Origin of the sequence: Necropsobacter massiliensis (assembly GCF_000827595.2) — a bacterium.
Classification (GTDB): domain Bacteria; phylum Pseudomonadota; class Gammaproteobacteria; order Enterobacterales; family Pasteurellaceae; genus Necropsobacter; species Necropsobacter massiliensis.
Map to the genome: position 1 here is coordinate 35,626 of NZ_LN776192.1, position 21,579 is coordinate 57,204.

21 protein-coding genes are annotated in these 21,579 nt (G+C 46.9%); 15 read left to right on the forward strand and 6 right to left on the reverse strand.

The features are described 5' to 3' along the window. Positions 1 to 92 precede the first annotated feature (92 nt). Entirely contained in the window at positions 93 to 1,184 is a 1,092-nt protein-coding gene (ulaG, locus tag BN3349_RS10590; protein WP_040977357.1) for an L-ascorbate 6-phosphate lactonase, read from the reverse strand. Positions 1,185 to 1,515: 331 nt separating this feature from the next. Between ulaG and BN3349_RS10595 the strand changes: the two genes are divergently transcribed. From BN3349_RS10595 to BN3349_RS10605, 3 genes are read left to right on the forward strand one after another with little or no spacing between them, the layout of a single operon-like run. Beyond that, positions 1,516 to 3,312, forward strand: a complete 1,797-nt coding sequence (locus tag BN3349_RS10595) for a PTS ascorbate-specific subunit IIBC (RefSeq protein ID WP_040977359.1) — start codon at positions 1,516 to 1,518, stop codon at positions 3,310 to 3,312. Positions 3,313 to 3,358: 46 nt separating this feature from the next. Then, complete coding sequence (locus tag BN3349_RS10600) at positions 3,359 to 3,826, forward strand: PTS sugar transporter subunit IIA (protein ID WP_040977360.1); 468 nt, start codon at positions 3,359 to 3,361, stop codon at positions 3,824 to 3,826. 44 nt (positions 3,827 to 3,870) lie between these two features. Next, positions 3,871 to 4,545 (forward strand): 3-keto-L-gulonate-6-phosphate decarboxylase UlaD, encoded by a 675-nt coding sequence (locus tag BN3349_RS10605; protein ID WP_040977361.1) that lies wholly within the window; start codon positions 3,871 to 3,873, stop codon positions 4,543 to 4,545. A gap of 64 nt (positions 4,546 to 4,609) precedes the next feature. On the opposite strand, the gene BN3349_RS10610 is transcribed toward BN3349_RS10605, so the two are convergent. Beyond that, on the reverse strand, positions 4,610 to 5,410 hold the full coding sequence (locus tag BN3349_RS10610; RefSeq protein WP_040977362.1) for an IclR family transcriptional regulator: 801 nt from the start codon (positions 5,408 to 5,410) through the stop codon (positions 4,610 to 4,612). Between the two features lie 242 nt (positions 5,411 to 5,652). Between BN3349_RS10610 and yiaK the strand changes: the two genes are divergently transcribed. The 8 genes from yiaK (at position 5,653) to araD (ending at position 13,015) form a co-directional block, all read left to right on the forward strand. Beyond that, entirely contained in the window at positions 5,653 to 6,651 is a 999-nt protein-coding gene (gene yiaK, locus BN3349_RS10615) for a 3-dehydro-L-gulonate 2-dehydrogenase (protein ID WP_032108228.1), read from the forward strand. Between the two features lie 12 nt (positions 6,652 to 6,663). After that, on the forward strand, positions 6,664 to 7,140 hold the full coding sequence (locus BN3349_RS10620) for a NanQ anomerase/TabA/YiaL family protein (RefSeq protein WP_040977364.1): 477 nt from the start codon (positions 6,664 to 6,666) through the stop codon (positions 7,138 to 7,140). Continuing rightward, positions 7,137 to 7,619, forward strand: a complete 483-nt coding sequence (locus BN3349_RS10625; protein ID WP_040977365.1) for a TRAP transporter small permease — start codon at positions 7,137 to 7,139, stop codon at positions 7,617 to 7,619. The genes BN3349_RS10620 and BN3349_RS10625 overlap by 4 nt, the downstream gene beginning before the upstream one ends. Continuing rightward, the gene (locus BN3349_RS10630; RefSeq protein ID WP_040977366.1) at positions 7,616 to 8,896 is read left to right on the forward strand and encodes a TRAP transporter large permease subunit; all 1,281 of its coding nucleotides are present in this window, start codon (positions 7,616 to 7,618) and stop codon (positions 8,894 to 8,896) included. The genes BN3349_RS10625 and BN3349_RS10630 overlap by 4 nt, the downstream gene beginning before the upstream one ends. A 51-nt stretch (positions 8,897 to 8,947) precedes the next feature. Continuing rightward, positions 8,948 to 9,934, forward strand: a complete 987-nt coding sequence (locus BN3349_RS10635) for a TRAP transporter substrate-binding protein (protein ID WP_040977367.1) — start codon at positions 8,948 to 8,950, stop codon at positions 9,932 to 9,934. 64 nt (positions 9,935 to 9,998) lie between these two features. Next, positions 9,999 to 11,447, forward strand: coding sequence for an FGGY-family carbohydrate kinase (locus BN3349_RS10640; RefSeq protein ID WP_040977368.1), 1,449 nt, complete (start codon positions 9,999 to 10,001; stop codon positions 11,445 to 11,447). Positions 11,448 to 11,468: 21 nt separating this feature from the next. Next, positions 11,469 to 12,329 carry an L-ribulose-5-phosphate 3-epimerase gene (locus tag BN3349_RS10645; RefSeq protein WP_040977369.1) on the forward strand — a complete coding sequence of 287 codons (861 nt, stop codon included), beginning with the start codon at positions 11,469 to 11,471 and terminating at the stop codon, positions 12,327 to 12,329. Then, on the forward strand, positions 12,323 to 13,015 hold the full coding sequence (gene araD / locus BN3349_RS10650; protein WP_040977352.1) for an L-ribulose-5-phosphate 4-epimerase: 693 nt from the start codon (positions 12,323 to 12,325) through the stop codon (positions 13,013 to 13,015). The genes BN3349_RS10645 and araD overlap by 7 nt, the downstream gene beginning before the upstream one ends. A gap of 51 nt (positions 13,016 to 13,066) precedes the next feature. On the opposite strand, the gene rpoH is transcribed toward araD, so the two are convergent. The 4 genes from rpoH to narQ form a co-directional block, all read right to left on the reverse strand. After that, positions 13,067 to 13,915, reverse strand: coding sequence for an RNA polymerase sigma factor RpoH (gene rpoH, locus BN3349_RS10655; protein ID WP_040977370.1), 849 nt, complete (start codon positions 13,913 to 13,915; stop codon positions 13,067 to 13,069). 143 nt (positions 13,916 to 14,058) lie between these two features. Next, positions 14,059 to 14,373 carry a DUF2322 family protein gene (locus tag BN3349_RS10660; protein WP_040977371.1) on the reverse strand — a complete coding sequence of 105 codons (315 nt, stop codon included), beginning with the start codon at positions 14,371 to 14,373 and terminating at the stop codon, positions 14,059 to 14,061. Positions 14,374 to 14,386: 13 nt separating this feature from the next. Continuing rightward, complete coding sequence (gene murB / locus BN3349_RS10665; protein WP_040977372.1) at positions 14,387 to 15,412, reverse strand: UDP-N-acetylmuramate dehydrogenase; 1,026 nt, start codon at positions 15,410 to 15,412, stop codon at positions 14,387 to 14,389. 3 nt (positions 15,413 to 15,415) lie between these two features. After that, the gene (gene narQ, locus BN3349_RS10670; RefSeq protein WP_040977373.1) at positions 15,416 to 17,128 is read right to left on the reverse strand and encodes a nitrate/nitrite two-component system sensor histidine kinase NarQ; all 1,713 of its coding nucleotides are present in this window, start codon (positions 17,126 to 17,128) and stop codon (positions 15,416 to 15,418) included. Between the two features lie 243 nt (positions 17,129 to 17,371). Here narQ and BN3349_RS10675 point away from each other — a divergent pair, with 243 nt between their 5' ends. From BN3349_RS10675 to napH, 4 genes are all read left to right on the forward strand, one after another. Further along, complete coding sequence (locus BN3349_RS10675) at positions 17,372 to 17,656, forward strand: chaperone NapD (RefSeq protein WP_032108239.1); 285 nt, start codon at positions 17,372 to 17,374, stop codon at positions 17,654 to 17,656. Between the two features lie 78 nt (positions 17,657 to 17,734). Next, positions 17,735 to 20,212 (forward strand): nitrate reductase catalytic subunit NapA, encoded by a 2,478-nt coding sequence (gene napA / locus BN3349_RS10680; RefSeq protein WP_040977374.1) that lies wholly within the window; start codon positions 17,735 to 17,737, stop codon positions 20,210 to 20,212. A 38-nt stretch (positions 20,213 to 20,250) separates the two neighbouring features. Beyond that, positions 20,251 to 21,003 carry a ferredoxin-type protein NapG gene (gene napG, locus BN3349_RS10685; RefSeq protein WP_040977377.1) on the forward strand — a complete coding sequence of 251 codons (753 nt, stop codon included), beginning with the start codon at positions 20,251 to 20,253 and terminating at the stop codon, positions 21,001 to 21,003. Then, a partial coding sequence (gene napH, locus BN3349_RS10690; protein WP_040977375.1) for a quinol dehydrogenase ferredoxin subunit NapH occupies positions 21,003 to 21,579 on the forward strand: 577 nt, incomplete at its 3' end. The genes napG and napH, both read left to right, overlap by 1 nt.

Genomic DNA, 21,579 nt, shown 5'->3' on the forward strand with positions numbered 1-21,579 from the left:
CGGCAAGCACATTACAATATCCATTTGCTCAATTCAATATAAACGGGCAAAAAATACACCGCACTTTTGTTGAAAAAGTGCGGTCAAATTTGTTATAGAATTGATTTGAACGGTACGTTCGGTTCCTGCTCAAAGCAATCATCAAATCCTCTCGGATGATGATATTCAATCAGATTTTTATCACGCGGATACACATATTTACCGCCGACTTCCCAAATGAACGGGTGGAATTGATATTGCAGACGATCTTTACGCATACGATAAAGTTCGAGAATTTCGTTGGTACTTGCGGTAAAGTTAGTCCAAATATCATGGTGAACCGGAATTACGACTTTCGCGCGCAAACACTCAGCCATACGCAAAATGTCCACGGAAGTCATTTTATCGGCGATACCGACCGGATTCTCACCGTAGCTGCCCAATGCCACGTCAATATCGTAATCTTTACCGTGTTTGGCATAGTAAATGGAATAATGAGAGTCACCGGAATGATAAATATTGCCGCCCGGCGTTTTGATCAGATAATTCACCGCTTTTAAGCCCATTTCCTCATCACTCGGGCAAATACCGTGCAATTCGCCGCCGTTTTCTTCCGCCCCGCGCGCCGGCAGAGTCACCAAACAGGTACGATCGAAAGAATCTAATGCGACTAATTCCAGATCTTTAATTTTTACCGTATCGCCCGGTTTGACGACAACGCAACGTTCCGCTGGCACACCCCATTTTGTCCACATGTCAACGCAATACTGCGGACCGATAAATTTGACATGAGCCAATGCCGGGTTCTGAATGACCGCCGCGGCAACATTAACATCAATATGGTCGTTGTGATAATGGGTGGCAACAATGGCGTCAACATTGTTAATGGCAAACGGATCCAGTACACCAACGGAATTACGCAAGTTCGGCTGTAATTTGCGTACGCCAGCCATATTCGCCATTTGGTGACCGCGTACCATGTCTTTGACTTTTTTCGTTGCTTTACCGCGCCCACACCATAAATCAATGCACAGGTTTGCATCTCCCGGTGTTTTTACCCACAAACCGACGCAGCCTAACCACCACATAGCAACATTGTTTTCCGGTACTTGTTCCAACTCAATTTCTTCATTTAACCAAGTTCCCCACTCCGGAAAAGTAGACAGAATCCAACTTTCTCTGGTGATTTCATTCACTTTGCTCATAGCATCTCCTCATATACCCAACTAACGAAATAATCACAACAAATCATAAACAATCATTATGTTTTTGTAAATAGATTTAAACCAGAAATTCCAGAATTATATTTAATATATTGTTTTATATATAAATAAACAAAAGTAAAGTTGAATCCTTATTTAATAAGGAATACTAAAAAGTGTGACAATAATCACATATTGTCAAAAATAATCTTTTCAATCATATTTGAAATGCTATGATTAGTCCCGCTTGATTGTCGTTTGAAAGCGGTAAGCCGTCATATGCTTATGCAAATCATCATAAAATTTTATATAAACGATTAAAAAGAGGTTGATTATGGAAACGCTCTATAACCTATTTCTGGGCTTTAATGCTCAGGTTCTGTCTAAAGCACCTTTTTTATTGGGGATTGTTGCCTGCCTCGGCTACATTCTTCTGAAAAAAGATACCACCACAATCATTAAAGGCACAATCAAAACGATTGTGGGTTTTATGATGGTGCAGGTCGGTTCCGGCGTACTGACATCAAGTTTTAAACCTATTATTGAGAAACTGTCCGAATTCCATGGATTAACCGGTGCGGTGATCGACCCTTACACCAGTATGCAATCCACCATCGAAACCATGGGAGAAAATTACGGTTGGGTCGGCTATGCCGTCCTGCTGGCACTGGCGCTAAACATTTTATTGGTGGTGTTCAGACGCATCACCGGTATCCGCACCATTATGCTTACCGGGCATATCATGTTCCAGCAAGCAGGATTAGTTGCGGTGTTTTATATGATCATTGGCGCATCTATGTGGGAGACGGTGATTTATACCGCAGTGCTGATGGCGCTCTATTGGGGCATTTCGTCGAATATTATGTATAAACCGACTCAGGCGGTAACCGGCGGGGCGGGATTTTCTATCGGACATCAGCAGCAAATCGCCTCTTGGGTTGCCACTAAATTAGCGCCTAAACTAGGTGATAAAAATGACAGTGTAGATAATATGAAACTGCCTAAATGGCTGCATATTTTCCATGACAGCATTTCTGCAACGGCATTGGTGATGACAGTCTTTTTCGGCATTATTTTGCTTTCTTTTGGTCTGAATAATTTACAAACTATGGCAGGAAAAACGCACTGGTTTATGTATATTCTTGAGACTGGGCTGAAATTCGCGGTGGCGATTCAGGTGATCGTAACCGGGGTACGTATGTTCGTGGCCGAATTGTCGGAAGCCTTCAAGGGGATTTCCGAACGGGTGATTCCAAATTCCGTACTGGCTATCGACTGTGCCGCCATTTATGCGTTCTCACCAAATGCCATGGTGTTCGGTTTTATGTGGGGGGCAATCGGTCAGTTTGTTGCGGTTGGTATTTTACTGGCTGTCGGCGCACCAGTGCTTATTATTCCAGGCTTTATTCCGATGTTTTTCTCCAACGCCACTATCGGTGTATTTGCCAATCAGTTCGGCGGTTGGAAAGCCGTATTGAAAATCTGTTTTGTGATGGGCATTATTGAAGTGCTCGGTTCCGCTTGGGTTATTCATTTATTAGCGACACAGGGCACGGAATTTAATGGCTGGATGGGAATGGCCGACTGGGCGTTATTCTTCCCGCCGGTATTACAAGGGATTGTCAGTATTCCGGGATTCTTCTTTGTAATTTTGGCGTTATCTATGGTTTATATGTTCTTTGCTTCACGTCGTCTGCGTGCGGATGAAGCAGCGGCGGCGCTTGCCGGAAAAACGCTGGAGCAAATGGACGGCTATGATTTAGATAATGAACCTGAGGCGGCGGCCAACCAACAGCCTGTGCAACAAAGCACAACGGCGACCTCCGATAAGGCGATACGTATTCTTGCGGTATGTGGTTCCGGACAAGGTTCGTCCATGATGATGAAAATGAAGATTAAAGGATATCTGGATAAAAAAGGTATTCCGAATGTCATGGACTCATGTGCGGTAACAGATTATAAAAGCAGACTGGACAGTGTGGATATTATCGTTTGTTCCAGACATTTACAGGACGAAATCGTCGTAAATAATGATAATATTTCGGTACTCGGTGTACAGAATATGCTAAATCCAAATTCATTCGGTGATGAATTACAGGCATTGATCAATAAACGTAACACACGCGCCTGATAACCTTTACCTCTGAATTAACGGTAAAACTCACTAAGGAGAAAAAATGTTAAAACAATCTCTTATTGACAATAACTCGATTAAATTGCATCAATCCGCTGCGAGCTGGCAGGAAGCGATTAAAATCGCTATAGATATGCTGATTGCATCCGGTGCGGTAGAACCGCGTTACTATGATCGTATTATTGAAGGTATCACAAATATCGGTCCTTATATTATTCTAGCCCCCGGTCTGGCAATGCCTCATGCTCGACCAGAGGACGGCGTGCTCAAGACTGCATTTTCGTTGGTAACATTTGATACACCGATACATTTTGACGGTGAAAGCGATCCCGTATATATGATGATCGCACTGGCTGGCAGCGACAGCGATAAACATATGGAAGGGTTAATGGAGATCACTCAGGTACTGGACGATCCGGACAGTGAAACTGGGGTGAATATCGACAAATTCCTGCGTTGCAACAGTGCGGACGAAATTTTAGCGGTTATTGACACCGCACTTGAAGGATAACACTTAAGCATATCGGATAATTTAAATTCAGGAGAGATTTAATCATGACTAAACCATTACTGCAAATTGCCCTTGATTCCCTCACCCTCGAAAAAGCGGTTGCTGACGCCAAACAGGCGGAAAGTCAGGTTGAGGTAATTGAAGTGGGCACCATTCTCGCTTGCGCCGAAGGTATGAAAGCGGTTTCTACGCTGCGTGCTTTGCATCCGAATCATATTATCGTATGCGATTTAAAAACCACCGACGGTGGAGCGATTCTGGCTAAAATGGCTTTTGACGCGGGTGCCGATTGGCTGACCGTTTCCGCTGCCGCCCATCCGGCGACGAAAGCTGCCTGTAAAAAAGTCGCGGATGAATTTAATGCCGCTCATCCCGAATTAAAAGTGAAAAAAGAAATTCAAATCGAAATTTATGGCAACTGGACGTTGGAAGATGCCAAAGACTGGGTTGAGTTAGGGGTAAAACAGGCGATTTATCACCGCTCCCGTGATGCGGAACTGGCCGGCAAAGGTTGGACGGTACAAGATGTGGAATTAATGCAACAGCTTGCCGAGTTAGGTCTTGAGCTTTCCATTACCGGTGGTATTGTGCCGGAAGACATTCACCTATTTCAACAGATCAAAAACGCTAAAGCCTTTATCGCCGGTCGTGCCTTAGTGGGTGCCAAAGGCAAGGAAACCGCACAGGCTATTCGCGCCGAAATTGAGAAATACTGGTAATGATACTGCCGAGTAAAATGAATATAGCCTCTGCAATCGGAGGCTATTTTTTCGCACTGTTCATTTAATGGGCATGATCATCGGCAGAATAGCCCAGCTCAAGAGAAATATCACGGGCAGTCTGGGCGATTTCTCGGAAGAAAAACTGTATGCCTAATTGCTGTAATTTATAAATTGACATCGATACCGACACCGAATAATCTACATTGCCGAAAAAATCAAATATCGGACAGGCAAGACATACCACACCTAATTCATTTTCTTCCTTATCCATGGCAAACTGTTTTTTACGAATATCGGTCAATTCTTTACGCATTTCTTCCAGTTCGGTTACCGTATTATGGGTGAGCTTGCAAATAATATCCTGATGAGACGCCCAATAATCTTCCAGATAACCGCTATTTTTATCGTAGGCAAGATAAATTTTCCCCATTGCGGAGCAATATAATTGGAGATGTTGCCCGATATATGCCCGTGTTCTGAGCATACCTACCGTCGGTTCCAGCTTATAAATCATTATCGCCCGTTCGCCTTCCCGTTTGGAAAAGTTTACGGTTTCGCCGAGTACCAGATTAAGCTTTTCTAAATGAGGCGCGGCAATATGAATAATATTCATTGAAGAAAGCACCTTCTGACCAAGGCTCAGGCATTTCGTGGTTAAACGATAACTACCGACCGAACCGGCGGCCTGCACATAATCTTCACTTTGCAATCCCTGCAATAAACGGTGTACGGTACTTTTATTCAACTCCGCCATTTCGGCTAGTTTCGCCAGCGGACAGCCATTAGGAAAATTACTTAAAATATCAAGAATGCGTAATCCGCGAATTAAACTTTGATTACCGCCCTGCTTTTCATCCGCCATAGTAAACCTCTCTTAAAGCGAATTTTTCATCAATGCCGGAATTATAATATCAAAATATCATTTTACATATTGAAATCCAATATACACAAAATGCGATCAAGATCACAAATCCGGAAAATAATATATAACTATATGATTTTAATGTATTTATTATTCTCTTATTTCGTTGACATTATAAAGGTTGAGTCTTAAATTATAAAATGTAATTCCACTATATGAAATTTAAAATCAAAGAGGTCTCTATGAAAGTGTCTTACGATGAATTAAAAGCCGAATTTAAACGTGTTTTGCTTGCACGTCATGTGCGTGAAGATATCGCCGAAGATTGTGCAAGCTTGTTTGCCGATACCACTCAGGCGGGCGCTTACTCACACGGTGTAAATCGCTTCCCGCGCTTTATTCAACAACTGGAAAAAGGCGATGTTATTCCTGAAGCCGAACCGACCAAAGTACTTTCATTAGGCGCCATTGAACAATGGGACGCTCATCAGGCTATCGGTAATCTAACTGCCCGGAAGATGATGGACAGAGCAATGGAAATCGCCGATCAGTTCGGTATCGGTGTGGTGGCGCTGAAAAATGCTAATCACTGGATGCGTGGCGGTGGTTACGGCTGGCAGGCGGCAGAAAAAGGTTATATCGGTATTTGCTGGACAAACGCACTGGCGGTGATGCCGCCTTGGGGGGCAAAAGAATGCCGTATCGGCACCAACCCTTTAATTATCGCCGTGCCGAGCAACCCGATTACCATGGTTGATATGTCTTGTTCCATGTATTCTTACGGTATGCTGGAAGTCAATCGTTTAGCTGGCAGACAAACCTTTGTTGATGCGGGTTTTGATGATGACGGTAATCTGACGAAAGATCCGGCAACCGTAGAAAAAAACCGCCGGCTATTGCCGATGGGTTTCTGGAAAGGTTCCGGTCTTTCTATCGTACTGGATATGATTGCGACATTGCTGTCTAACGGTTTATCCACAGCGGAAGTTACGGAAGAAAAAGATGATGAATATTGCGTATCGCAGGTATTTATCGCCATTGAAGTGGATCGCTTGATCGACGGCAAAACCAAAGATGAAAAACTGCAACGCATTATGGATTACGTTAAAACCGCAGAAAGAGCGGATCCGAATGTTGAAGTTCGTCTGCCGGGACATGAGTTCACGGCTATTCTGGCGGATAACAAAGCAAACGGTATTCCGGTGGATGATACCGTATGGGCTAAACTCAAATCATTATAGACAGGTGATGCGATGTTTTTCGGACATATCTCAAAAATTAATCTGAATGAGTATCCTAAGGCGATTCAAGTTGCACTTGAATACCTGAAAAATACTGACTTCGATAAATTAGAAACCGGACGTTATACACTTAAAGGCGATTTGATTTATGTGCAGGTGCTGGATTTGGAAACCAAACCGAAAGCGGAAAACTTGCCGGAAATCCACCGCACTTTTTTAGATGTGCAATATTTGCATGCCGGTAAAGAACGAATCGGGGTCGCCCCCGATTTAGGGACCAATGAAATTGCAATACCGTACAATGCCGAACGCGATATTCTTTTCTATAAAAATGTGCAAGGCGAAAGCGAGTTAATTATGCGGCCGGGCAGCTTCGCCGTATTTTTCCCGGAAGATATACACCGCCCGGCATGTATAGACGGAGAAAGCAGTAACATTCGTAAAGTCGTTGTCAAGATTGCAATCAGTGAAATTCGAGGTGACTTATGAAATCAGTTGCGATGTTTATCGGGAAAACGTTGGAGATATTGGTTGTCGTGATTCTGGCGGTGATGTCAACGTTGGTATTTTTGAATGTTGTTTTGCGTTATGGCTTTAACAGCAGTATTAATGTCACGGAGGAAGTCTCCCGTTATATGTTCGTTTGGCTGGTATTTCTGGCGGCGATTCTTGCCTTTAACGACAACCAACATGTTAATGTCACCATTCTGACCGACAAACTCTCTCCGCTAAAACAAAAAGTGCTGCGATTATTTACCGATACGGCGATGCTTTTTTGCTGTTATCTCATTATTGACGGCAGCTGGATTCAATTCCAACTTAATCTTAACAATTTAGCGCCTATTTCAGGCTTACCGCAGGGACTGACTTATCTTGCCAGTGTGATCGCCGGTCTTGGCATCGGTATTTTAATCCTTATCCGAATTGTTACATCCATCGGCGAGTTTATTAAAGGAGCGAAACAATGACGGTTATCATCTTCCTTTCCGTATTATTAGGCGCAATCATTTTAGGCATTCCCGTTGCATTTTCGCTGTTAGTCTGCGGCATTGCATTAATGATACATCTGGATTTGTTTGACTCGCAGATTCTGGCTCAGCATATTGTTAGCGGCGCGGACAGTTTTTCATTGATGGCGATTCCGTTTTTCATTCTTGCCGGTGAAATTATGAATGAAGGCGGCTTATCCAAACGTATTATTGATTTACCCATGAAATTAGTTGGGCATAAACGGGGCGGCTTAGGTTTTGTTGCGATTTTGGCCGCCATGATTATGGCCAGTCTTTCCGGTTCCGCCGTTGCCGATACTGCCGCCGTCGCCGCAATGTTATTGCCGATGATGAAAACCACCGGCTATCCGTTAAACAGCTCTGCGGGGTTGATCGGTACCGCTGGCATTATTGCACCGATTATTCCGCCGTCAATTCCGTTCATCGTATTCGGTGTCGCAAGCGGTGTGTCCATTACCAAACTCTTTCTGGCCGGAATCTTTCCGGGGATTTTAATGGGTGTTTGTCTGGCGTTACTCTGGTGGTGGCAGGCCAAACACCTGAATTTAATGACATTCTCGAAAGCGACAAAAGCGGAACTGTGTATTTCGTTCAAAAACAGTATCTGGGCATTGTTACTACCGGTGATCATTATCGGTGGTTTCCGCACTGGAATGTTCACTCCGACCGAAGCCGGGGCAGTTGCAGCGTTTTATGCGCTGATCATTTCTCTGTTCGTCTATCGCGAATTAAAAATTAAAGATCTGTATAACGTACTGCTGAATGCGGGAAAAACCACGGCGGTGGTGATGTTGCTGGTCGCGGCGGCAAACGTGACCGGTTGGTTAATTACGATTGCCGAATTACCACAAACAATGACCGAATTGCTTGAACCGCTTATTGATTCACCGACTTTATTACTGATTGTCATCATGTTTGCCGTATTTATTATCGGCATGGTGATGGATTTAACACCGACCGTATTGATTCTGACACCGGTACTGATGCCGCTGGTGGAAGAGGCGGGAATCGATCCCGTGTACTTTGGGGTGTTATTTATCCTGAACACGTCTATCGGTTTGATCACACCGCCGGTCGGTAATGTACTGAACGTAATTACTGGCGTATCAAAATTACCGTTTGATCAGGCAGTAAGAGGCATTCTGCCATATATGTTAATGATGATTGTATTATTGTTCGCTTTCATCTTTATGCCGTCATTAATTTTAACCCCACTTTCGTGGATGCAACCTTAACGTATGAACACAATTTCATACACAATATACCGACTCAATTAGGAGACCTCTATGAAACTTTTTAATCTCAAAACTCTGGCGATGATAGTGGCAAGTGTTGCGGTTTTCAGCGGTAGTGCCAACGCACAGACTACATTGCGTTTCGGTTATGAAGCGCCGCGTAGCGATACCCAGCATATTGCGGCGAAAAAATTTAACGATTTATTAAAAGAAAAAACCGGCGGCGAATTAAAATTAAGCCTGTTTCCGGACAGTACGCTGGGTAATTCGCAGACGATGATCAGCGCTGTACGCGGCGGTACCATTGATATTGAAATGTCCGGTTCACCAAATTTTTCAGGACTGGAACCCAAATTAAATGTGATTGATATTCCGTTTATTTTCAAAAATCGCGAGCATGCTTATGCGGTGCTGGACGGTGACATCGGTCAATCATTGTTGAAAGATCTGGAAGCACAAGGATTAAAAGGATTGGCGTTCTGGGAAGTCGGTTTCCGTTCTTTTACCAATTCCAAACATCCGGTTAATGCGCCGGCTGATATTAAAGGCTTAAAAGTCAGAACCAATCAAAATCCAATGTATATTCAGGCATTTACATTATTAGGCGCCAATCCAGTACCGATGCCGTTGTCGGAACTTTATACCGCACTGGAAACTAAAGCTGTCGATGCGCAGGAACATCCGATCGGCATTCTCTGGTCGGCAAAACTGTATGAAGTACAAAAATATTTATCACTAACCAATCACGGCTACACGCCATTAATCGTGGTGATGAATAAAGCCAAATTCGACGGTTTAAGCCCGGAATTGCAGAAAGCGATTCTTGAAGCGGCACAGGAAGCGGGCAAATATCAACGTCAGCTGAACTTAGATAACGAAAAAGAGATTATCGGCAAACTGCAAAAAGCGGGCGTCGAAGTGGTGGAACAAGTGGATACCAAACCATTCAAAGACATCATTGAGGCAGATGTGCGCAAAGCATTTATTGAGAAAAACGGTGACGGACTAGTTAAACAAATTGACGCATTAGCCAAATAATTTTAGCGCGCTCGGATTATACCTGACCGGGTATAATCCGGCATGATTATCAGGCGGAGACAATATGGATTATTATTTAGGCATCGATTGCGGCGGCACCTTTATTAAAGCGGCGCTTTTTGATCAGCAGGGCAACATGCACTTTTCCGTGCGGGAAAGTTTGGCGGTGATCAGCGAACAAGCCGGTTATGCCGAACGGGACATGCGACAGTTGTGGTCAGTGTGCGCTTCAGTTATTCAACGAACAATTGCGGCAAGCAGGCTTGATCCTCAAACTATTAAGGGAGTCGGTATTTCCGCCCAAGGGAAAGGCGCATTCTTGCTGGATCAGCACAAACAGCCTTTAGGACGCGCGATTCTGTCTTCCGATCAACGCGCGTTAGATATTGTCAAACAATGGCAAAAACAGGGAATACCGGAAAAACTCTATCCGCTCACCAGACAAACGCTGTGGACGGGTCATCCGGTATCAATTTTACAGTGGATCAAACAACATGAACCGGCGCGTTACGCCAAGATCGGCTATGTATTAATGTCGCATGATTATCTGCGTTTTTGCCTGACCGGTGAGTTGCATTGTGAAGAAACCAATATTTCTGAGTCCAATTTGTATAATATGCAGCAAGGGAAATATGATCCTGAGTTGGCGCGCTTGTTGGATTTGAGCGAGATAATCGAAAAACTTCCACCGCTAATTAAACCTGCTCAGATTGCCGGCTACATTACGCCACAGGCGGCGCAAGCCAGCGGTCTAGCGGTCGGCACGCCGGTGGTAGGTGGATTATTTGATGTAATTTCCACCGCACTTTGCGCCGGATTGAATGATGAGAAAAAGCTAAATGTGGTTTTGGGGACTTGGTCGGTGGTCAGCGGGCTGACCGATCATATTGATCAGACACAAAGCATTCCTTTTGTTTACGGGCGTTATGCGCAACGAGACAAATTTCTGGTGCATGAGGCCAGCCCCACCTCCGCTGGCAATCTGGAATGGTTCATCAAGCAGTGGAATTTAGATTATAACCAAATTAATCATGGCATTGCACAGCTGCCAGCGGCGGCAAGTTCGGTCTTATTTGTACCTTTTCTGTATGGTTCTAACGCCGGATTGGGCATGCAAGCAGGTTTTTACGGTATACAATCTTATCATACCCAAATGCATATGCTGCAAGCCATTTACGAAGGCGTGCTGTTCAGCCTAATGCACCATTTAAATCGAATGTTGCAACGCTTTCCGGAGACTAAAATACTGAGAGTTACCGGTGGACCGGCCAAATCCGCCGTGTGGCTGCAAATGTTGGCGGATCTGACCGGAATTACGCTGGAGATTCCGTCGGTAGAAGAAACGGGATGCCTAGGTGCCGCCCTGATGGCAATGCAAAGTGCGGGTGAAAATTCCGTTAAATTGACTGGTAATATGCAGAAAATTCACCCAAATCCCGATAATTTCGCAGCGTATCAAAGAAAATACGATAAATATGTTCAATTGGTCGAGGCGTTGAAAACCTTGCACTAGCCCTATATACAGGAGAACCTTGTGAGAAAACATAAACTGGGGATTTACGAAAAAGCGTTGCCGAAAGATATCGACTGGGCGGCGCGTTTGGCGGTTGCTAAAGCCTGCGGCTTTGATTTCGTGGAAATGTCAATCGATGAAACCGACGAGCGGCTGGCGCGGTTAAACTGGAGTAAGGCGCAGCGGTTGGATTTCGTGCGTGCGGTGTTGGATTCTGGCATCACGGTGCCGTCCATGTGCCTGTCCGGACACCGGCGTTTTCCGTTCGGCAGTCATGATGAAGCCACTCGCCGGCAAGCCTATGAAATCATGGACAAAGCCATTCAACTGGCGGTAGATATCGGCATTCGCACCATTCAGCTGGCGGGTTATGATGTCTATTACGAAGAACAAGACGCCGGCACTATCGCCCGTTTTCAGCAAGGGCTGGAATGGGCGGTTGAACTGGCGGCGAACCATCAGGTGACCTTGGCGGTGGAGATAATGGACACGCGGTTTATGAGCTCGATTTCACGCTGGAAGCAGTGGGATAAACTGATTGCCTCGCCGTGGTTTACGGTGTACCCGGATGTCGGCAATTTATCAGCCTGGAATGATAATGTGGCAGAAGAGCTGAAACTGGGCATTGATAAAATCTCGGCGATTCATTTAAAAGACACTTATAAGGTGACGGAAAGCTGTGCCGGTCAATTCCGTGATGTACCGTTCGGCGAGGGTTGCGTGGATTTTTCCGACTGTTTTAAGGTGCTATCGCAGTTAAATTACCGCGGTGCGTTTTTAATCGAAATGTGGACGGAAAAGGCGTCGGAGCCGTTGGTGGAGATTATCAACGCCCGTCGTTGGATAGAAGAGAAGATGAAAGAAGGGGGATTGGCATGTTAGCGGCATTACGCGAACGCGTGTTAAAGGCAAACTTGGCGTTGCCGGCACATCATTTGGTGACCTTTACCTGGGGCAATGTGAGTGAAATTGACCGGGAATCGGGCTTGGTGGCGATTAAACCGTCAGGAGTGGACTATGAGAGCATGACGGCGGACGATATCGTGCTTGTGGATTTAGCCGGCAACAAAGTGTGGGGCGAGAAAAAGCCGTCGTCGGACACCGCAACGCATTTAGCGTTGTATCGTCAGTTTGAGGAAATCGGCGGTATCGTCCATACCCATTCACGCCATGCTACCGTTTGGGCGCAAGCAGGCGAAGGTTTGATAGCTGCCGGCACCACGCATGCGGATTATTTTTACGGTGAAATTCCTTGTACGCGGAAAATGACGGAAGCGGAAATCAAGGGCGATTATGAGCTAGAAACGGGAAATGTGATTATTGAGACCTTCCAACAGCGGGGCATCGCCCCCCTGGACATCCCGGCAGTGCTGGTGCATTCACACGGTCCGTTTGCTTGGGGAACGGACGGCGATAATGCGGTACATAATGCGGTGGTGTTGGAAGAAATCGCGTATATGAACCTGTTCGCCCGCCAGTTAAACCCGAACCTAGCGCCGATGCAACAGGCTCTGCTAGATAAACATTACCTGCGCAAACACGGTAAAAATGCTTATTATGGGCAGTAATCTGTCGCATAAGAAAACCTGCCGTCGGGCAGGTTTTTTCGTCTAGACGGCTTAAAAATTCACCGCACTTTTTAGTTTTTTCAGTGCATTGCTTTCCAGCTGGCGCACCCGTTCGGCGGAGATATTATATTTAGCGGCGAGTTCTTGCAAGGTCGCTTTGTTTTCATCCAGCCAGCGGGTTTTGATAATATCCTGACTGCGTTGGTCAAGACTTTCCAGCGCTGCCGAGACTTGGTCTGCCGCCTGTGTTTCATAGTTTTCGCTTTCAAGTTCTGCGGCGAAGTCGGAGTTTTTATCTTCCAGATATAATGCCGGCGCATAGGTTTCTTCGCTACTGTCGTCATTTGGCAAATCGAAACCGACATCGGCGCCGGTCATGCGACTTTCCATTTCAACCACGTCTTCTTTCGATACGCCCAGTTCGGTAGCGACCATATCGACTTCATTTTCGTTGAACCAGCCCAGACGCTGTTTGGTTTTGCGCAGATTAAAGAAAAGTTTACGCTGCGCTTTGGTGGTCGCCACTTTTACGATACGCCAGTTGCGCAGAACATATTCGTGGATTTCCGCTTTAATCCAGTGTACGGCGAAAGACACCAGCCGCACGCCCACTTCCGGGTTAAAGCGTTTTACCGCTTTCATTAAGCCGATATTGCCTTCTTGAATTAAATCCGCCTGCGGAAGACCGTAACCGGAATAGCCGCGCGCAACGTGAATCACAAAGCGAAGATGAGATAGGATCAACGTTTTTGCCGCCTCAAGATCTTCTTTATAATACAAACGTTCCGCCAATTCCTTTTCCTCCTCCGCGCTGAGCATCGGATATTCGTTGGCGGCTCGGATATAGCCTTCCAAGCTGCCTTGAGGAACCAACATCATTGTTTGTGCGTCTTTGTTCATTTTATTCCTTCTTGCCGTTACAACCTTTGTCGGGTTGTAGTTATAACATAACTGAAAATAAGATCAATTGATTTTGACAATTAATCTTTCCGATTTTCGATAAAATTAGACCGCACTTTAATCCGAAAGTTCGTGCCGATTGGTTATTTGTTTACGGGCAGCAAGCGGTAGCATAAATCCTGTGCTAGCACCTTTAACAATAAATCGATATTCGGGTGTTTGCCCGGATGTTGGCGGGCATCCGCGGTGTGTTCGGCAAATAATACCAGACCTTTTTGCGCACAAGTGCGGTCTAATTTTCCGTTAAATTCCTGTGCCAGCGCATTGTAAACCCGTAGCGCCCCCAATTTCCCTGCAACGGCGGGGATATGGGCAATCACATCGCTGCCGGCGAGAATATTCAGTCCGCTTAATCTATCAATAGGCGGTAATGTATCTAAAATATGGCTAAATTCCATGGCTGCTCCCAAATCACATAATGGCCTGTTCGCTGTCGATTTCGCCGTCGGCGCCGATAAACCGGACTTCGGGCTGCAAGTAAACATTGAATTTAATCGCAACGCACTGGCGGATGTGGTGTGCCAGTTCAATCACATCCGACGCCGTTGCGTTAGCTTTGTTGATTAATACCAGCGCCTGCTGTTGGTGCACTGCGGCACCGCCGATTTGATAACCTTTCAGACCGCATTGATCAATTAGCCAGCCGGCGGCAAGCTTAACTTTGCCGTCCGGTTGCGGAAAGTGCGGTATGTTTGGATAGTCTTGCTGCAACGCCTCGAAATCTGCCTGGGAAACCAGCGGGTTTTTAAAGAAGCTGCCAGCGTTGCCGAATTCTGTCGGTGCGGGTAATTTGCTGTTGCGTACGGCGCAGACTTCGGTAAAAATATCGCGCGCGCTGACTGTATCTGCATCCAGCTTGGTCAGATTGCCGTATTTTAATACTGGGCGCCAGTTTTTGCTTAATTTCAGTCCCACCGCCGTAATAATGTAACCGTCCCGATATTGGTGCTTAAAGACGCTTTCACGGTAGCCGAAACCGCATTGCGCGTTAGTCAGGCGAAATTGCTCGCCGCTATGGAGCGCCAGTACGTCCACATAATCACACACATCTTTAAATTCCACTCCATATGCGCCGATATTTTGAATCGGTGCGGAACCTGCGCAACCGGGAATTAACGCCATATTTTCCAGCCCGCCGATCTGATGGTCCAGCGTCCAACACACTAACTCATGCCAGTTTTCTCCGCCACCGACATGCAGGTAGTGAAAGGCATCGCCGCTGCGGTGCTTGATTCCTTGCAGCCGATTAAGCAGCACCACGCCGTTAAAATCGCAGGTAAACAACACATTGCTGCCCTGACCTAAAAATAATACGGGAATAGCGGCTTGTTGACATTGCTGCCATATCGGCATCAGCTGTTCAAGTGCGGTGATTTTTTCGATTTTTTTTGCCTTTGCCGCAATACCGAAAGTGTGAAAAGGGGCTAAATTTTCCATAGTTTATCCTTGTTTTTGTAGCGTATCGGGTAAGGTGATTCTAACTTCCGTCCCGCCGCTTGGGCGATTGCGGATGTCGAGCGAGGCGTTAAGCTGTAGGCTGCGTTCCTGCATGATATTCAGTCCGTAATGTCCCATCGGTTCTTCCAGACTCGGTATGCCGACACCGTCGTCAAGCACTAGCAGTTCGTATCCGCCGTTTGCAGCAGTACGCGCGATAACCTCAATTTTGCTGCCTTGCGAATGTTTTATTGCGTTCAACGCTGCCTCGCGTACGATTTGCAGCACATGCACCAATTGTTGAGCGTTGAAAGTTTGTGCCGGCAACGTGCAGTTTACGCTGAGCTGCATGCTGGTTTGGTTACGCAATGAGTCGATTACCTGCTCCAGCGCCAATTGTAAATCGGCTTCTTGAATCGTCAAGCGGAATGTGGCGAGCAATTCGCGCAGTTGAATATATCCGTCGTTCAACGCCCGCTCAAAGTCTTTAATAATCATCAGGCTTTTGGCATCGGCGTCCGCGCCTTTTTGCTTTAAATTATGTTTCAGCAAGGTCAGTTGAATTTGCAGGTAAGACAGCACTTGCGCCAGTGAATCATGCAGCTCGCGCGCAATGATGGAACGTTCTTCCATCAGTAAAAATTGCTGTTGCTGGCGTTGCATTTGGTGAAAGTAAAGCGAACGGCTTAACATTTGCGCCACATTGCGCAGCGAGCGCAAATCCGGACAAGGCAAGCCCGCCTGCCAGTAAAAGACGCCGAATTTATCGCCTTCTATATTCAGTTCCGTTTCCTGGCAGGGCTGATCGGGTTTTTCGCCAAGGCTGATATTCCAATGCTCGGCGCCGTACACCCGCAATTCAATATAACGTAGATGTTCGTTGCGCATAATCTGTTTCAGCACTTGGCGCAGAATATCCGGATTAATATTGTTGGTGGTAACCAGCTGCGAACATTGATACAGCATGGTCAGCGAGCGGTTTGCCTGACTGAGTTTCTGGGTTTTTTCGTTGACTTTGTCTTCCAGCCGAGCATACAGTTTTTGCAAATCGCTCGCCATTTGGGTAAAGACGGCCGCCAGACGACCGATTTCATCATTTTTGTGGATATCCAACGGAGTATGGTTAAATTGTCCGATTTGTACCTGCGCGCTGGCGAGCGCCAGTTTCTCCAGCGGATTAACCACTCGTTTGTTGGTAAACCAGATCACATAAGACACCATGCCGACAATTAACAGCATAGCGGATAAGATACAAAGTTCGGCGGTATACAGCTTCTTTTCGGCAAAATGCTGTAATGTGGCAACGAACCGGTCAACCTGATCCACATAATTTTCCACTTGTTGCCGGTAAGCCTGATAATTTTGTTGGCGTGCATAGGTTTCCATTTGTTCCCAGCGTTTTATCAGGTTCTTGTACGCCAATTTCACTTCCGCAGGCACAAAGAACTGGTGGTTAATGGTGGTTAATGCGGAGGAATGCAGGCTTAAGCGGTACAAACGCAGATTATGTTCGACCCTTGCCGGCTCATGTTCGATTTCATACAGCAGGCGATAGCTTTGCATGCGCAGCGAACCGGATACGTTGATTAGCTCTGCATCGGATTTGTTGCTCAACATTATACCGAGGCTTAGTGCGCTGATTGCAGCGACAAAGATGATGATCAGCAGCAGATAGTTAGCGATCTTGGTTGACACCGAATGTTTTTTGTAGTGCACGGCAGTATCCTGAAAGTGAATGCGGAAACGACTGTATTTTAACAAAAATTATCGAGAGTTTTGTTCCCGTGAAATTTGATTTATAACAATAAAGCTTCATCTTTTCACTGAAATACTCAATTTGGGTAATTAAAAAGCGCGGTTCGGTTCAGGACAATGGCAAGCCTGAAAAAAGATGTCGCCTAATGTTGTGCTACGTTCGGCAAAACGGTGCTCAAGGCGCATGACTTACAGGAACGGAGAATGTCGGAACAAAGCATTATTTCAATGAACGAAGCGGAAAACTGGCATGTGTGCGGGCTTGTGGTGCAATGTAATCCGCACAAAATCGAGCAAATTAAGACCGCACTTTTAGCGATTGCACATACCGAAATTCCGGCGTTAGATGCGGAAAAAGGCAAAATTGTGGCGGTAATGCAATCTCATGATCAGCGTATTTTGCTGGACAACATGGAGAAGGCGCGCAATATCGACGGGGTGATTACGGTGTCGCTGGTGTATCACCAGCAGGATGAACAGGTCGCATAAGTGTGGCTGCACCTTCGGGGCGTGCCTGTCGGAAAACAGATTACTCAAACAGATACGAATAAATAGTGGGGGGACACTATGGATTTAAGTCGTCGAGACTTTATGAAAGCCAATGCGGCAATGGCCGCGGCAACAGTCGCCGGGCTGATGATTCCGGTAAAAAACGTCGCAGCGGCGGACACCGAAATTAAATGGGACAAAGCCGTGTGCCGTTTCTGCGGAACCGGCTGCGGCGTTTTGGTTGGTACTCAGAACGGACGCGTAGTGGCTTCGCAGGGCGATCCTGATGCGGAGGTCAACCGCGGATTAAACTGTATCAAAGGGTATTTCTTACCGAAAATCATGTACGGTAAAGACCGCCTAACCCAGCCGATGCTGCGCATGAAGGATGGTAAATACGATAAAAACGGTGAGTTTACGCCAGTCAGCTGGGAAGTCGCCTTTACCACCATGGCGGACAAATTCAAAAGTGCAATGAAAGAGTTGGGACCGAACGGCGTTGGCATGTTCAGTTCTGGTCAGACGACGATTTTTGAAGGCTATGCCAAATCGAAATTATGGAAAGCCGGTTTCCGTTCCAATAATATCGACCCGAATGCCCGTCATTGTATGGCATCCGCTGCGGTCGCTTTTATGCGTACATTCGGTATGGACGAACCGATGGGCTGCTATAACGACATTGAAGAAGCCGAAGCGTTTGTGCTGTGGGGTTCTAATATGGCGGAAATGCACCCGATTCTGTGGTCGCGTATTTCCGACCGCCGTCTATCAAACCCTGAGATCAAAGTGGCGGTACTGTCCACTTTTGAGCACCGTAGTTTCGAACTGGCGGATTACGGTCTGATTTTCAAACCGCACAGCGATCTGGTGATCTTAAATTACATTATCAACTATTTGATTCAAAACGATGCCGTCAACTGGGATTTCGTCAATAAACATACCAAATTTAAACGCGGCGAAACCGATATCGGTTATGGTCTGCGCGATGATCATCCATTACAAAAAGCCGCCAAAAATCCGAATAGCGGCAAAATGTATGACAGCAATTTCGACGAGCTGAAAGCCTTGGTGGCTGAATATACGCTGGATAAAGCTCATGAAATGTCCGGCGTACCGAAAGATGTGCTGGAAAATCTGGCGAAATTGTATGCGGATCCGAAGAAGAAAGTGGTGTCTTTCTGGACCATGGGATTCAATCAGCATACCCGCGGCGTGTGGGCGAACCACTTGATTTATAATATTCATTTGCTGACCGGTAAGATCTCTATGCCGGGTTGCGGACCGTTCTCGTTGACCGGTCAGCCGTCTGCTTGCGGTACCGCACGTGAAGTGGGAACCTTTATTCACCGTCTGCCGGCGGATCTGGTGGTAACGAACCCGGAACATCGCGCCAAGGCTGAGAAAATTTGGAAACTGCCAGCAGGGGTGATTTCCGATGTCCTCGGTTTTCATGCCGTGGCGCAAAGCCGTGCGTTGAAAGACGGCAAAATGCGCGTATTGTGGCAAATGTGTACTAACAATATGCAGGGCGGACCGAATATTAACGAAGAAACCTTCCCCGGCTGGCGTAATCCGGATAATTTTATCGTTGTCTCCGATCCTTATCCGACAGTTTCGGCGTTGGCGGCTGATTTGATGTTGCCGACGGCGATGTGGGTGGAAAAAGAGGGTGCCTACGGTAATGCCGAGCGTCGCACACAATTCTGGCGTCAACAGGTTAAAGCACCGGGCGAGGCGAAATCTGATGTGTGGCAGCTGGTCGAGTTTTCCAAATACTTTACCACGGACGAAGTGTGGCCGGCGGACATTTTAGCCGCCAATCCAGAATACAAAGGCAAAACCTTATATGAAGTGTTATACCGCAACGGACAAGTGAATAAATTCTCCACCGACGAGCTGAAAGGTCGTTTGAACGATGAATCTTACGATTTCGGTTTTTACCTGCATAAAGGATTGTTTGAAGAATATGCCAGTTTCGGGCGCGGACACGGTCATGATTTAGCCGCCTTTGACAGTTACCACAAAGCACGCGGTTTGCGCTGGCCGGTGGTGGATGGTAAAGAAACCTTATGGCGTTACCGCGAAGGCTTCGACCCTTATGTAAAAGCGGGCGAAGAAGTAGCGTTTTACGGTTATCCAGATAAAAAAGCGATTATTCTGGCGGTACCGTATGAGCCGCCAGCAGAAGCGCCGGATGAAGAATACGATTTATGGTTCTGCACCGGTCGTGTGTTGGAGCACTGGCATACCGGCACGATGACTCGCCGCGTACCTGAACTGCACCGTTCGTTCCCGAACAATCTGGTGTGGATGCATCCGAACGATGCGAAAAAACGCGGATTGCGTCATGGCGATAAGATCAAAATTTCATCCCGTCGCGGCGAAATGATTTCGTTTTTGGATACCCGCGGGCGCAATAAATGTCCAGAAGGCTTAGTGTTTACCACTTTCTTTGATGCGGCGCAGTTGACTAATAAATTGACCTTAGATGCCACCGATCCGATTTCCAAAGAAACCGACTTCAAAAAATGTGCGGTGAAAGTGGAAAAAGCGTAAAAAAATGACCGCACTTTTGAACGTGCGGTGAGGGAATGATGAAAACACCGATTGTAACGCCGGAACGCCGTAAATTCTTTAAACAAGCAGCCCGTACCGCCGCCGGTCTGGCGGGGGTCGGCATATTGCTCGGTTTACAGCAGAAACAAAGCCTTGCCCGTCAGGGGGTGGCGTTGCGTCCGCCGTTTGCGCTGGAGGACGAGGCGCATTTCGCTGCCGCCTGTATCCGCTGCGGGCAATGCGTACAAGCCTGTCCTTACGAGATGCTGCATTTGGCGTCGTTGCTGTCGCCGTTGGAAGCGGGAACGCCGTATTTCATTGCGCGCGATAAGCCCTGCGAAATGTGCGAGGATATTCCTTGTGCGAAAGCCTGCCCGAGCGGTGCGTTGGATTCGACGCCGGACGATATCAATGATGCGCGCATGGGATTGGCGGTCTTGCTGGATCACGAAACCTGCCTGAACTGGCAGGGGCTGCGTTGTGACGTATGTTATCGTGTATGCCCGCTGATCGATAAAGCGATCACGCTGGACATGCACCGCAACGAGCGTACCGGCAAGCATGCGGTATTTATTCCGACGGTGCATTCCGATGCCTGTACCGGCTGTGGCAAATGTGAAGAAAGCTGTGTGCTAGAAGAGGCGGCGATTAAAGTGCTGCCGATAGGGCTGGCAAAAGGCATGCTGGGCAAACATTATCGCTTGGGCTGGGAAGAAAAACAGAAAGCCGGGCATTCCCTTGCGCCGGATGACATCATTACATTACCGATACGCAAACCGGAGGGGTACTGATGGCGAATTCACCGCAACACGCCGGCAAAGAGGCGCGCGAGAAACTCGGCTGGTGGCACGCCAATCGCTTTTTATTCTGGCGCCGGTTAAGTCAGTGTATGATTCTGGCGATGTTTTTAAGCGGTCCTTGGCTGGGTGTATGGATTTTAAGAGGTAATTATAGCGGCAGCTTGTTTTTGGGGCTGATTCCGATGAGTGATCCGTTGATTACGGCGGAAAGCCTTGCTGCCGGGCATTTACCGAATATGACAACGTTACTGGGCGCGCTTATTGTGGTTGTGCTGTATGCGCTGCTCGGCAGTCGAGTGTTCTGCGGCTGGGTTTGCCCGCTAAACGTCGTCACCGATGCCGCGGCTTGGCTGCGACGTAAACTGGGCATTCGCCAGAATATGCAAATACCGCGCGGCTTGCGTTACGGTCTGTTGCTGACCGTGCTTGTCGGCAGCGCCGTCAGCGGCATGCTGTTATGGGAGTGGATCAACCCGGTGGCAGCGTTTGGGCGTGCGCTGATTTACGGTTTCGGCGCGACATTGTGGTTGATTGCGGCGGTATTTTTGTTTGATTTACTGATTGCGG

Coding starts and splice junctions, on each gene's coding strand:
- BN3349_RS10675 (WP_032108239.1), top strand. CDS start 17,372: ATGTCGGAACAAAGCATTATTTCAATGAACGAAGCGGAAAACTGGCAT.
- BN3349_RS10610 (WP_040977362.1), bottom strand. CDS start 5,410: ATGGCGGATGAAAAGCAGGGCGGTAATCAAAGTTTAATTCGCGGATTA.
- murB (WP_040977372.1), bottom strand. CDS start 15,412: ATGGAAAATTTAGCCCCTTTTCACACTTTCGGTATTGCGGCAAAGGCA.
- yiaK (WP_032108228.1), top strand. CDS start 5,653: ATGAAAGTGTCTTACGATGAATTAAAAGCCGAATTTAAACGTGTTTTG.
- napA (WP_040977374.1), top strand. CDS start 17,735: ATGGATTTAAGTCGTCGAGACTTTATGAAAGCCAATGCGGCAATGGCC.
- ulaG (WP_040977357.1), bottom strand. CDS start 1,184: ATGAGCAAAGTGAATGAAATCACCAGAGAAAGTTGGATTCTGTCTACT.
- BN3349_RS10640 (WP_040977368.1), top strand. CDS start 9,999: ATGGATTATTATTTAGGCATCGATTGCGGCGGCACCTTTATTAAAGCG.
- BN3349_RS10595 (WP_040977359.1), top strand. CDS start 1,516: ATGGAAACGCTCTATAACCTATTTCTGGGCTTTAATGCTCAGGTTCTG.
- BN3349_RS10630 (WP_040977366.1), top strand. CDS start 7,616: ATGACGGTTATCATCTTCCTTTCCGTATTATTAGGCGCAATCATTTTA.
- araD (WP_040977352.1), top strand. CDS start 12,323: ATGTTAGCGGCATTACGCGAACGCGTGTTAAAGGCAAACTTGGCGTTG.
- BN3349_RS10620 (WP_040977364.1), top strand. CDS start 6,664: ATGTTTTTCGGACATATCTCAAAAATTAATCTGAATGAGTATCCTAAG.
- rpoH (WP_040977370.1), bottom strand. CDS start 13,915: ATGAACAAAGACGCACAAACAATGATGTTGGTTCCTCAAGGCAGCTTG.
- BN3349_RS10600 (WP_040977360.1), top strand. CDS start 3,359: ATGTTAAAACAATCTCTTATTGACAATAACTCGATTAAATTGCATCAA.
- BN3349_RS10625 (WP_040977365.1), top strand. CDS start 7,137: ATGAAATCAGTTGCGATGTTTATCGGGAAAACGTTGGAGATATTGGTT.
- BN3349_RS10660 (WP_040977371.1), bottom strand. CDS start 14,373: ATGGAATTTAGCCATATTTTAGATACATTACCGCCTATTGATAGATTA.
- napG (WP_040977377.1), top strand. CDS start 20,251: ATGAAAACACCGATTGTAACGCCGGAACGCCGTAAATTCTTTAAACAA.
- BN3349_RS10635 (WP_040977367.1), top strand. CDS start 8,948: ATGAAACTTTTTAATCTCAAAACTCTGGCGATGATAGTGGCAAGTGTT.
- BN3349_RS10605 (WP_040977361.1), top strand. CDS start 3,871: ATGACTAAACCATTACTGCAAATTGCCCTTGATTCCCTCACCCTCGAA.